The sequence below is a fragment of the Sneathiella sp. D3-11 genome (assembly GCF_055809395.1).
Map to the genome: position 1 here is coordinate 895,715 of NZ_CM147911.1, position 12,674 is coordinate 908,388.

The following is a 12,674-nucleotide window of genomic DNA, read 5'->3' on the forward strand; positions in this document are numbered from 1 at the left end:
GGTCTCAGCGATTAATTGACAAGTTCAAGTGCCATCGCCGTCGCTTCCCCGCCGCCGATGCAGAGGGAGGCAACACCACGTGTCTTACCGTATTTCTGCAGGGCAGAGAGAAGTGTTACGACAATCCGTGCACCGGATGCACCCACGGGATGGCCGAGCGCGCAAGCCCCGCCATGCACATTGACTTTCTCATGATCAAGGCCAAGGTCTTTCATTGCCGCCATTGTGACGACGGCGAAGGCTTCGTTAATCTCGAACAGATCAACGTCGTCTTTCGTCCAGCCGACCTTGTCCATCACCTTCTGAATCGCGTCGATTGGTGCCATGGTGAATTCGGAAGGTTTACGGGCATGGGTCGAATGGGCGAGGAATTTCGCGATGGGATTCAACCCACGCCTCTTCGCCTCGCTTTCCTTCATCAGGACCAGTGCCGCGCCGCCATCTGAGATAGAGGAGCTGTTTGCCGCCGTGACCGTGCCATCTTTCGCGAAGGCGGGTTTGAGCGTTGGAATTTTATCTGGCTGGCCCTTGAGCGGCTGCTCGTCTTTGTCGATCGTAACATCACCCTTTCGGGTCTTGAACGTGACCGGCGTAATTTCGGCGGCAAAAGTACCATCTTCCGTCGCCTGTTTCGCCCGGCGCAGCGATTCAATTGCGTATGAGTCCTGCGCTTCGCGGGTAAACTGATAGAGGCCAGCGGTTTCTTCCGCAAAGCTGCCCATCAGTCGGCCTTCCTCATAAGCGTCTTCAAGCCCATCGAGGAACATATGATCCTTCACATCGCCATGACCGAGCCGCAGTCCTGTACGCATTTTCGGCAGGATATACGGGGCATTCGTCATGCTTTCAAACCCGCCCGCGACAACAACATTGTTGCTGCCTGCCTTGAGGGCGTCATAACCATACATCGCAGCGCGCATGCCGGAGCCACACATCTTGTTCACGGTTGTACAGCCCACACTGTCGGGGATGCCCGCGCCGAAGGAGGCCTGACGCGCTGGCGCCTGACCGAGACCCGCCGGCAGGACACAGCCCATGATCACTTCGTCGACATCAGTTCCGGTCACACCAGCGCGGTCCATCGCCGCCTTAATCGCCGTAGCACCCAATGCCGGGGCTTTTACGTCGGAAAGATCGCCCTGAAATCCGCCCATTGGCGTCCGCGCCATACCAACGATGACAATTGGATCTTCATTCATTTTCTTCTCCATTTTCAACAGGTTATTTTATATTTTTATGATGTCTCGTTAAACAGTTCGCGCCCGATCAACATCCGCCGGACTTCGCTCGTGCCCGCACCAATCTCATAGAGCTTGGCATCGCGCAAAAGCCGTCCGGTTGGATAATCATTAATGTAGCCATTACCGCCCAGCGCCTGGATCGCCTCCAGCGCCATCCAAGTGGCTTTCTCCGCCGCATATAGAATTACTCCGGCCGCATCCTTTCGCGTCGTCTCTCCCCGGTCGCACGATTTAGCAACCGCATAGACGTAAGCCTTGCAGGCATTCATGGTCGAATACATATCTGCAACCTTGCCCTGCATCAGTTGAAACGTCCCGATAGGCTGGCCGAACTGTTCCCGATCATGAATATACGGGATCACCGCATCCATGCAGGCCTGCATGATGCCCAGCGGTCCGGCGGAAAGGACAACGCGTTCATAATCGAGCCCACTCATCAATACGCGCACACCTTCATTAAGCGGCCCCAGAATATTCTCCTCCGGCACCTCACAATCCTCGAACACCAGTTCACAGGTGTTGGAGCCGCGCATGCCAAGTTTATCGAGCTTCTGCGCCGTGGAAAACCCGGCAAAATGCTTCTCTATGAGGAAGGCCGTAATGCCCCGCGGGCCCGCGTCCGGCGCGGTCTTCGCATAGACGACAAGGACATCCGCATCAGGGCCGTTAGTGATCCAGAATTTATTGCCATTCAGGATATAACGATCACCCTTTTTCTCTGCTCTGAGCCGCATTGAGACCACATCGGAGCCCGCGCCCGGTTCACTCATAGCCAGCGCGCCGACATGTTCTCCGCTGATCAGTTTTGGTAGATACTTGGATTTTTGCGCCTCGGTCCCGTTACGAGATATCTGGTTCACACAGAGATTTGAGTGCGCGCCATAGGATAGCCCGACAGAGGCTGACGCTCGACTGATTTCCTCGACCGCAACACAATGCTCCAGATAGCCTAGACCAGCGCCGCCATAGGCTTCGTCTACGGTGATCCCGAGAAGCCCTATATCTCCCATCTTCCGCCACATATCCATGGGGAATTCGTTGGTGGCATCGATTTCCGCAGCTCTCGGGGCGAGTTCTTCGCTGACAAAGTTGGACACCGTATCGCGAATCATATCAGCCGTCTCACCAAGACCGAAATTGAGACCCGGAAAATTAATTGCTGACATCGTTATTCCCTACCTTCAAAAGATGATTAAATGATGGTTTAAAATACGCAAATGGCCTGACAAAACCTAATATGGCGCGTCATGCTACTCATGTCGATACTACTTCGCGGCCAAGGTTTAACGCGTCCGATTTCCCCATCAGACACATCATCGTAAACAAACCGGTCAGGCAGTGCTTTTCACCACTATCCCCGTCCGAATAGACATCCGCTTGGCACACAAATAATGTCTTGCCCGTCTTCAATACTCGCCCCCGCGCTCTCAATCGCGCCCCTTGAGAGGGATTGAGGAAGTTTACCTTGAACTCAGTCGTCAGAATCGTGCTGTTCTCGGGAAAGAGTGAATAGCAGGCATACCCCGCAGCGGAATCAGCAAGAGCCGCCACCAACCCGCCATGGAAAAAACCATGCTGCTGCGTTAGCCCCGGACGCAACCCTAGGGACAGCTCACATACACCCGGATCAATCAGATCAATCCGGGCACCGATATCCGCCATATAGGGCTGCCGAGAGAAACTATCACGGACAGCGCTATCATAATTCGGATTGCGTGGTTCGAATTCCGTCTGCATGCCTTATTCCCGAATTTGAGGACCGTTCCGGGGCGATAACCCGTCAATCCTTCCCAATTGCTTGGTGACAATATAAGCGTTTCCTTCCAATAGATAAAATCATTTGTTTCAATCATAGTTATTGATATTATCTATAGTATGGATCTTTATCAGCTCAGATATTTTCTGGCCATTGTCGAAACCAGCAATTTTTCACGCGCGGCAGAACGCGCCTTCGTGAGCCAGCCAACACTGTCCGCAGGAATTAAAAAGCTTGAAACGGAACTTGGCACTCCGCTTTTCAACCGCGGATCCAGGAAGATATCGTTGACCGAGGCTGGCCGCCGATTTCTCCCCCGCGCCCGCACCATAATATATGAATGTAACGCGGCAAAATCAGACATCACGCGAAAAAACCCGATCCGGCGTTTGCAGTTGGGCTTGCTTCGAAGTGCGCCTACGGGACGGATCGCAGCATTACTAAATGATTTCGGGAAAGCCCATCCGGATATTCAGATATCCATAAAGGATAGCACGCCAGTTCAGCTACAACGCTGGCTTGATGAAGGGCGGATCGATCTTGCGATCTCTACGCCCCCTGAAGAAGTCAGCAACGCTCAGTTTACGCGGCTTTATAACTGGAAATATATGCTTGCCGTCCCGAGCGGCCATTCCTTCGCCAACCGCAACGCGATCCCCTTGACGGAGTTGGACGGACTGGATTTCCTGCATCGGTCCCATTGCGAAGCGGAGACCGAAGTAACCCGGTCCTTCTCCAGCGCAGGTGTCAATCCGCATATTGTTTTCAGAACTGATCAGGATGAAAAAGCTCTTGCATATGTCGGCGCAGGCCTTGGGCTCTGTATGATGCCAGATACCTTAAACGCGCCCGGCGTTACACTTGTGCCGGTGGAAGGGATCAACATTGATCGCGTGATCGGGCTGGTCTGGCCAAAGGAAAAACAGAATGATCGAGTTCATTCATTTCATATGTTCGCGACCAGCCATGACTGGCATCCAGAGCGCGCCGCAGCGAAAACCTCGATTGGGCGCGGTAATCAACATTTAGAGCAGGACAACCGTCGCCAGGCCGAGAAAGGCAACAAAGCCAACAATATCGGTCACGGTTGTCACAAAGACGCTGGAGGCAATGGCCGGGTCGATATTCATCCGGTCGAGCGTGACCGGCACGATCATCCCTGCGACAGCGGCGACTAGGATGTTCATGATCATCGCCAGCGCAATAATCAAGCCTATCTGCACATTATCGAACCAGGCCCAGGCGATCACGCCGATCAAAACCGCAAAAACACTGCCATTCAAAAACGCCACCATGGTCTCCTTACGCAGGATTCGGAGCATATTGGCTGCGGTCAACTCCTTCGTTGCGATGGCGCGCACTGCGACCGTCAGCGTCTGGGTACCCGCATTGCCTCCCATACTGGCAACAATGGGCATCAGAACGGCAAGCGCGATAATAGCCTCTAGCGTTGCGTCGAATAAACCAATCGCGATGGAGGCTGCAATGGCCGTCAATAAATTAACGAAAAGCCACAGGAAACGTGCCTTTGTTGTCGACATCACACTGCCGAACAGGTCATCTTCGGACACACCACCGAGGCGCAGGATATCCTCCTCCGCCTCTTCGCTGATAACATCGACGATGTCATCAACCGTAATCACACCGATCAGCGCACCATCATCATTAACAACCGCCGCGGAGGTAAGGCGATATTGCTGGAACAAATAGGCGACTTCTTCCTGATCCATATCGACCGAGATAAGCTTCTGCTCCGTATCCATGATGTCGCGGACTTGAACAGGGCGCTTGCTTCGCATGGCGCGGTTGAGCGGAATAGTGCCAATGGGGTGATGCCGAGGATCAACCACAAAAATTTCGTAGAATTCTTCAGGTAGATCTTCGGTATCACGCATATAGTCGATGGTCTGGCCGATATCCCAATATTCCGGCACCGCAATCAGGTTACGCTGCATCAACCGGCCGGCACTATCCTCCCCGTAGGATAGACCTTCCTGCAGAATCCCCCGCTCATCGGCCGGGATTTCCTTCAGAACTTCGCGCTGCTCTTCTTCCTCAAAGCTCTCCAACACGTCAACTGCGTCGTCAAGCTCCAACTCATTGAGGAAAGCGGCAATCTCCGCTGGTTCCATATCATCGACCAGATGTTCACGCACATTCTCGTCGAGATCGGAATAAACATCCGGATCGACCCGGCCTTCCATGATGTTCAGCAGAGGCAGGCGCAGCTTCGGCTTCAACTGCTCGATCAAATCCGCCATATCAGCGGAATGCCAATCCTCGAGCTTGTCATGGATGAAAGACGCGTCGTCGCGCTCTATGGCGCCCTGTATTTCCTGAACAATTTCATCGCTCAGACCGTAAGAAGGCGCAGTGTTCTCCTCATCGAGGAGGTCGTCTTTATGTTCCTGCGCATCGGTCATGATTAACCTTCTTCTATCAGACGTTCTCTTCTCGCGACTGGTCCGGGCATCATTTTTCCAACCTTATGATCTTGCGCATCAACAGCGGCAATCGCCGTCATATTTACAAGTCCGCGTACGGTGATCGACGCCGCCGTCACATGCACGGACTTTGACATGCCGATCAGGATCGGTCCAACGGCTATGCCATGCCCGATGCTCTTCGCGATATTATAGCTGATATTTGCCGCATCCAGATTGGGCATAACCAGAAGATTTGCCGCGCCCTGCAGCCGGGAATTAGGGAAAATCGCCTCACGGATTGCAGGGATCAGTGCCGTATCAGCCTTCATTTCCCCCTCAACCTCCAATTCGGGAGCCAGCTTCTCTATTATCGCAAGGGCTTTACGCGCACGCCGTGCCGACGGCATATCTGTCGAGCCAAAGTTAGAATAGGATAAGAGCGCGGCCTTGGGTTCAATCCCGAATCGTCGCACTTCTTCCGCAGAGAGAATTGTCAGCTCAGCGAGCTCTTCCGCCGTATGTTCATGGCTGATTTGTGTATCGGTGAAAAACAAGGTGCGATCGGGCATGATCAGCAAATGCAGCGCTGACGCATCACGCACCCCTTCCCGGAACGGAATGATATCGGAGACGCGTCGGTAATGCTGATCATATTTACCATAGGTTCCGCAAATCATGGCATCCGCATGACCAAGATGAACCATCATCGCGCCAATGATCGTCGTGTTGGTGCGGATGCGGGCCTTTGCGGTTTCCACATCGACCCCAAACCGCTCCCGCAGTTTGTGATAGGCCTGCCAATATTCCCGGTAGCGCGGATCATCTTCAGGATCGACAATCTCAAAATCAACACCGGGACGGATACGAAGGCCAAGTTTCTCGATCCTGAATTCAATGACTTTGCTTCGCCCGATCAGGATAGGCCTTGCCAGCTCTTCATCGACGACCGTCTGAGCGGCTTGAAGGACACGCTCTTCCTCCCCTTCCGCATAGGCGACGCTCATAATTTCCTGACGCGCGCGATCGAACAACGGCTTCATGACAAAACCCGTACGATAAACAAAATGCGAAAGATGCTGGTGGTACTTCTCCAGATCTTCTATGGGGCGAGTCGCAACGCCGCTTTCCATTGCCGCCTTTGCAACGGCGAAGGAGACTTCCAGATAAAGACGCGGATCAAATGGCGTCGGGATAAGATATTCCGGGCCAAAACACGCCTGCGCGCCGCCATATGCTTTCGAGACGATATCCGATTGTTCCGCCATTGCGAGATTGGCGATGGCCTTGACCGCGGCGATTTTCATTTCCTCATTGATTTCCGTCGCGCCCACATCAAGGGCACCGCGAAAGAGATATGGAAAACAAACGACGTTATTGACCTGGTTCGGATAATCCGAGCGTCCCGTCGCGATAATAGCATCCGGCCGAACCGCCTTGGCCTCCTCGGGCAGGATTTCCGGTGTCGGATTGGCAAGTGCCAGAATGATCGGCTTCTCGGCCATAGTCTCCACCATCTCAGGCTTCAACGCACCGGGACCAGAACAGCCGAGGAATATATCTGCGCCATGCATGGCATCTGCCAAGGTTCGCTTGTTCGTATCCACGGCGAAGACAGATTTATATGGGTCCATCTCGACCGTACGCTCTTTATAAACAACACCATGAATATCGCAGACGGTAATATTTTCCTTTGGCAACCCCAGGCTGACCAGCAGGTTCAGGCAGGCAAGCGCTGCCGCCCCTGCCCCACAGGCCGTTAGCTTGACTTCGGCAATATCTTTCTCGACCACGCGCAGCGCATTATAAACGGCAGCTGCCACACAAATCGCCGTGCCATGCTGATCATCGTGAAAGACAGGGATGTTCATGCGCTCCCGGCAGAGCTTCTCAACGACAAAGCATTCCGGCGCCTTGATGTCTTCCAGATTAATACCGCCGAAAGTCGGCTCCATCGCCGAAATAATATCAACCAGTTTTTCAGGATCTGTCTCGGCCAATTCAATATCGAAGACGTCTATCCCGGCAAATTTCTTAAAAAGAACGGCCTTCCCTTCCATCACCGGCTTGGAGGCGAGCGGGCCAATCGCGCCAAGGCCAAGGACTGCCGTGCCATTGGTGACAACACCGACGAGATTGCCGCGCGCAGTTAGTTCCGCGGCCTGAGCGGGATCATCCGCGATGGCAAGACATGGATGCGCAACGCCCGGTGAATATGCCATAGCCAGATCAGTCTGAGTATCCATTGGCTTTGTCGGCGTAATGGTCAGTTTTCCGGGCTTAGGCAACCGGTGATAATCCATTGCCTTCTCAGAAATATCTTTCACCATGCTCTCCCAATCTCCCGAAAAAATCGATGCCCGCTGCAACCTGATGGCAATATATAACACCACCATAAATAAATTAGCAGCATCAATATATTAAGGAAATACGCGAACATCCCTATACCACGCCATCATAACGTAGTTGGGGAAAGTTTCATGAAATTGTTGTGGAAAACTTCTTCAGCCAGATATGGGCTATATGAGAAGTGGTGCGGTCGAGAAGACTCGAACTTCCACCCGTGTTACCGGACAGCGACCTCAACGCTGCGCGTCTACCAATTCCGCCACGACCGCACAATGGACGAGGGAAATAACAAATGTTTGTCCCTCACGCAACAACTGAATCACAAATTCGATGAATTAAAATTCCGGGAGATTTGTCTTGAAGCTATCGGTGATCGAAATACCGATGTTATCATCAACGATAATAATGCCCCCGTAGGCAATCGGTTTGTTGTTTGCAAGAACAACGGCATCGTCATCCGCACCGGCATCAAGTTCGATAACCGCGCCACGCCCCATTTTCAGAAGCTGGTGAATTGGCATGACTGCTTTTCCCAGAACTACCGAGAGTTCCACATCAACGCCTTCAATTGCCTTGTCTTCCTCGCTCATGCCCGTAAATTCCTGTAAACCGAAGATGGGCCATTATCAACCATCAGGGTTAACAGGATATTAAGATGAACAACCACCGCCAAATATTGCTGTTTCGCTGGAAAATGCTATATAGCGAGCATGCAGGAAATTGAATGGAAAATATCTGACGCGCCGATCCCCTATGAAGAGGCGCTTGCCGCAATGGAGGCCAGAGTTGCGGCCATCCGCGAGGGAACCGCGCGGGAGTTGGTCTGGTTGCTGGAGCATCCCCCGCTTTATACCGCAGGGACCAGCGCAGATGCCGCAGATCTTAAAGACCCGAACCGATTCCCCGTTTATAACGCAGGCCGCGGCGGACAATATACTTATCATGGCCCCGGACAGCGTATCGCCTATGTTCTGTTGGACTTAAAGAAGCGCAATGCGGATATCCGCGCCTATGTGCAGGATTTGGAAGACTGGGTTATCGAGTTACTCGCGCAGTATCAAATCAAGGGCGAAAAACGCTGTGAGCGGGTTGGCGTCTGGGTGGACAGGGGTTTCGCGAAGACAAGATCGCGGCAATCGGCGTGCGTGTGCGTCGCTGGGTGAGTTTTCACGGGATCTCAATCAATGTCGATCCCGACCTCAGCCATTATGAAGGAATTGTCCCCTGCGGCATTGCCGAGCACGGGGTGACGTCCCTTGTCGATCTGGGAATTCCGGTCAGCATGGCGGAAGTCGACATGGAACTAAAGGCTGCCTTCAATCGGGTCTTTTTAGAGAACGGCGACCTCGGCACACTCGTGACCGAAGCCGCCTGATAGCTTATTCGAATTCCAGAATAACGTCGTCCACCGCCAGGACATCACCTGCGCCTGCTTTCACGGCGGAAATCACGCCATCCTGCTCGGCACGGAGAATATTCTCCATCTTCATCGCCTCGACCACAGCAAGTGCCTGACCGGCCTTTACTTCATCGCCTTCACTGACATTGACAGCGACGATTATCCCGGGCATCGGGCAGAGAAGATATTTCGACATATCCGGTGCAATCTTGACCGGCATTATTTCCGCAAGCGCCGCCGCATTTGGCGTCCGGACAGAGAGATCAACTTCTGCACCACCATGAGTCAATCGGATAGCCCCCGGAAGAGTGAAAGCTGAGCAATCATCTTGACGCCATTGACCTTGGCCTTGATGCGCCGCTTGCCCGGTTCCCATTTGGAACGAACCGCAATGACGCGACCCCCGATCTTCACCTCGATGCCGCCTTTCGCATCTTCTGCCGAAACCACTACGGACTTTTCCTTGCCTTCGCTCACGACCCATTTCGTGGCTGTCTTCTCAACCACATGCTTCAGTGATCGACTGACGGAGCGTAAATGGACAAGCGTAGCAATGGCGACAAGATTCTCATAGGTTTCATCGCTAAGCGGCGCACCGTGGAACCCTTCGGGATATTCCTCGGCAATAAAACCAGTCGTGAGATTACCCGCCTTGAAACGCGGGTGGTTACAAACCGCATTCAGGAAATTGATGTTATGGGCGATACCGCTCACTTCATAAGCATCAAGCGCCCGGCCCATTTCCTCAATCGCCTCATCACGATCCTTACCATAGGTGACCAGCTTGGCGATCATCGGATCATAGAACATGGTAATCTCGGAACCTTCGGTCACACCGGTATCAACCCGGACGTTATCCCCCTTCGGCACCTTGTAGCGGCTCAGGCGACCAATGGAGGGAAGGAAGCCCCGGTAGGGGTCCTCGGCATAGAGGCGGCTCTCCAGGGCCCAGCCAGTGAGCTTGATGTCCTTTTGCTTCAGGCTCAACTTCTCGCCATAGGCAACTCGGATCATCTGCTCGACGAGATCGATCCCTGTGATCAGTTCCGTCACCGGATGCTCCACCTGCAAGCGGGTGTTCATCTCCAGGAAATAGAAGCTCTTGTCGCTGCCGACGATGAACTCGACCGTTCCGGCAGAATGATAATCCACCACCTTGGCCAGCGCGACCGCCTGCTCCCCCATGGCTTTACGCAAATCTTCATCAACGAAGGGGCTTGGCGCCTCCTCGATTACCTTCTGGTGTCGCCGCTGGACGGAACATTCGCGTTCCCCCAGATAGAGACAGGTTCCATGCTTGTCCGCCAGCACCTGAATTTCGATATGGCGCGGATCGACGACGAATTTCTCGATAAAGATACGGTCATCGCCGAAGCTGCTGATCGCCTCATTCTTGGCTGACTGGAAACCTTCGCGTGCTTCCTCGTCATCATGGGCGATCCGCATACCCTTGCCGCCACCGCCAGCGGATGCCTTGATCATCACAGGATAACCGATCTCCTTGGAGATTTTGACGGCATGCTCCGCATCTTCGATCAAGTCCATATGGCCCGGCACGGTATTGACGCCGGCGTCCAGCGCCAGCTTTTTGGACGCAATCTTGTCACCCATAGAAGCGATGGCCTTCTTGCCCGGCCCTATAAAGGCAATCCCCGCCTCATCCAGCGCATCGGCGAAAGCCTGATTCTCAGACAGGAAGCCGTAACCCGGATGCACGGCTTCAGCGCCGGTTTCCTTACAGGCACTGATGATTTTCTCAATAATGAGATAGCTTTCGGCGGCGGCAGACGGTCCGATATGCACGGCCTCATCCGCCATCTGCATATGAACGGCGCCATCATCCGCGTCAGAATAAACAGCCACAGTCTTGATGCCCATCGCACGGGCGGAGCGGATAACACGGCAGGCGATTTCGCCACGGTTGGCTATCAGGATCTTTTTAAACATTGTTCTTTCCCTTTACCTTCGACCCTATAGCGGAATATTGCCGTGTTTTTTCCACGGATTTTCCATTTGTTTGTTTTTAAGCATACGCAGTGATGTGGTGACACGATGCCGGGTATTATTAGGCATGATCACGTCATCGATAAATCCGCGATGACCGGCGACGAACGGATTGGCAAAGCGAGCCTGATATTCATCGGTACGCTTTTGTATTTTTTCTTCATCACCAATCTCGGAGCGGAAAATAATCTCCACGGCACCCTTGGAGCCCATCACAGCAATTTCCGCCGATGGCCAGGCATAGTTGACGTCGCCGCGCAAATGCTTGGAGGCCATCACATCATAGGCCCCGCCATAGGCTTTGCGGGTAATCACAGTAACCTTCGGCACCGTCGCTTCGGCATAGGCATAGAGCAGCTTTGCACCATGCTTGATAATGCCGCCATATTCCTGCGACGTGCCGGGCAGGAAGCCGGGAACATCGACAAGGGTGACGATTGGAATATTGAAGCAGTCACAAAAACGAACAAACCGCGCCGCTTTCTTGGAGCTATCGATATCCATGCAGCCAGCGAGAACCATCGGCTGGTTGGCTACGATGCCAACAGTCTGCCCTTCCATCCGGCCAAAGCCGGTAATGATGTTCTTCGCAAAATTCGGCTGAATTTCAAAAAAGTCGCCTTCATCGACCAGCTTCTCCACCAGTTCCATCATGTCATAGGGCTTGTTGGCATTGGCGGGAACCAGCGTGTTAAGTGATTTTTCCTTGCGATCCGGATCATCGAAGCTGTCCCGAACGGGCGAGGATTCCAGGTTGCTGGAGGGGAGAAAATCGACAAGACGGCGAACCTCCGTCAGGACTTCCATGTCATTGTCATAGGCGTTGTCGGCAACAGATGACTTGCTGGTATGTGTACTTGCGCCGCCAAGCTCTTCCGCTGTCACAGTCTCGTTCGTGACCGTCTTGACCACGTCCGGCCCCGTCACAAACATGTAGGAGCTGTCGCGGACCATGAAGATAAAGTCTGTCATCGCCGGGGAGTAAACTGCACCACCCGCGCATGGCCCCATGATGACCGAGATTTGCGGTACAACACCGGACGCCATCACGTTACGCTGGAACACCTCCGCGTAGCCCGCGAGACTGTCAATTCCTTCCTGAATGCGAGCGCCACCAGAATCATTGAGGCCGATGACCGGAGCACCGACCTGAACAGCTTTATCCATGATCTTGCAGATTTTCTTGGCGTGGTACTCAGAGAGGGAACCGCCGAATACGGTGAAGTCCTGACTGAATACAAACACCAGCTTGCCATTAATCGTGCCGTGGCCGGTAATAACACCATCGCCTGTGACAGTTTCTTCCTGCATGCCGAAATCGACGCAGCGATGCTCGACGAACATATCCCATTCCTCGAAGGATCCTTCGTCGAGAAGCAGGCTGATCCGTTCGCGCGCGGTAAGCTTACCCTTGCTATGTTGCGAGTCGATCCTTTTCTGACCGCCGCCGAGCCGCGCTCTGGCCCGCTTCTCTTCAAGCTGCTGAATGATGTCCTGCATGT

General features: G+C 53.5%; 9 protein-coding genes, 1 tRNA gene and 2 pseudogenes. 2 read left to right on the forward strand and 10 right to left on the reverse strand.

All coding sequences use genetic code 11. The annotated features are described in order from the left end of the window. Window positions 1-11: 11 nt before the first annotated feature. From AC0L73_RS04740 to AC0L73_RS04750, 3 genes are all read right to left on the reverse strand, one after another. Window positions 12-1,199: an acetyl-CoA C-acyltransferase gene (locus AC0L73_RS04740; protein WP_473655013.1), complete on the reverse strand. Its 1,188-nt coding sequence runs from the start codon at window positions 1,197-1,199 to the stop codon at window positions 12-14. Between the two features lie 35 nt (window positions 1,200-1,234). Further along, entirely contained in the window at window positions 1,235-2,407 is a 1,173-nt protein-coding gene (locus AC0L73_RS04745) for an isovaleryl-CoA dehydrogenase (protein WP_473655014.1), read from the reverse strand. Window positions 2,408-2,495: 88 nt separating this feature from the next. After that, window positions 2,496-2,978 carry a PaaI family thioesterase gene (locus tag AC0L73_RS04750; RefSeq protein WP_227949807.1) on the reverse strand — a complete coding sequence of 161 codons (483 nt, stop codon included), beginning with the start codon at window positions 2,976-2,978 and terminating at the stop codon, window positions 2,496-2,498. Window positions 2,979-3,116: 138 nt separating this feature from the next. Between AC0L73_RS04750 and AC0L73_RS04755 the strand changes: the two are divergent. Next, window positions 3,117-3,944: pseudogene (locus tag AC0L73_RS04755) on the forward strand (LysR family transcriptional regulator); the annotation flags it as partial. A 78-nt stretch (window positions 3,945-4,022) separates the two neighbouring features. Here AC0L73_RS04755 and mgtE read toward each other — a convergent pair. From mgtE to AC0L73_RS04775, 4 genes are all read right to left on the reverse strand, one after another. Further along, the gene (mgtE, locus tag AC0L73_RS04760; protein ID WP_227949803.1) at window positions 4,023-5,420 is read right to left on the reverse strand and encodes a magnesium transporter; all 1,398 of its coding nucleotides are present in this window, start codon (window positions 5,418-5,420) and stop codon (window positions 4,023-4,025) included. Window positions 5,421-5,422: 2 nt separating this feature from the next. Then, complete coding sequence (locus tag AC0L73_RS04765) at window positions 5,423-7,750, reverse strand: NADP-dependent malic enzyme (RefSeq protein ID WP_227949801.1); 2,328 nt, start codon at window positions 7,748-7,750, stop codon at window positions 5,423-5,425. A 201-nt stretch (window positions 7,751-7,951) separates the two neighbouring features. Next, window positions 7,952-8,038, reverse strand: a tRNA-Leu gene (locus tag AC0L73_RS04770). Between the two features lie 66 nt (window positions 8,039-8,104). After that, window positions 8,105-8,359 carry a FliM/FliN family flagellar motor switch protein gene (locus tag AC0L73_RS04775; protein ID WP_227949798.1) on the reverse strand — a complete coding sequence of 85 codons (255 nt, stop codon included), beginning with the start codon at window positions 8,357-8,359 and terminating at the stop codon, window positions 8,105-8,107. Between the two features lie 120 nt (window positions 8,360-8,479). Between AC0L73_RS04775 and lipB the strand changes: the two are divergent. Then, a pseudogene (lipB, locus tag AC0L73_RS04780) lies at window positions 8,480-9,144 on the forward strand (lipoyl(octanoyl) transferase LipB). A 4-nt stretch (window positions 9,145-9,148) separates the two neighbouring features. On the opposite strand, the gene AC0L73_RS04785 reads toward lipB, so the two are convergent. The 3 genes from AC0L73_RS04785 to AC0L73_RS04795 are packed head-to-tail and all read right to left on the reverse strand — an operon-like array spanning window position 9,149 to window position 12,672. Beyond that, window positions 9,149-9,457: an acyl-CoA carboxylase biotin carboxyl carrier protein subunit gene (locus AC0L73_RS04785; RefSeq protein ID WP_473655015.1), complete on the reverse strand. Its 309-nt coding sequence runs from the start codon at window positions 9,455-9,457 to the stop codon at window positions 9,149-9,151. Continuing rightward, complete coding sequence (locus AC0L73_RS04790; RefSeq protein ID WP_473655016.1) at window positions 9,454-11,115, reverse strand: acetyl-CoA carboxylase biotin carboxylase subunit; 1,662 nt, start codon at window positions 11,113-11,115, stop codon at window positions 9,454-9,456. Before AC0L73_RS04790 ends, AC0L73_RS04785 begins: the two co-directional genes overlap by 4 nt. Before the next feature lie 24 nt (window positions 11,116-11,139). Further along, a complete protein-coding gene (locus AC0L73_RS04795) occupies window positions 11,140-12,672 on the reverse strand; it encodes an acyl-CoA carboxylase subunit beta (protein ID WP_473655017.1) in 1,533 nt (510 codons plus the stop codon). Between the last annotated feature and the right edge of the window lie 2 nt (window positions 12,673-12,674).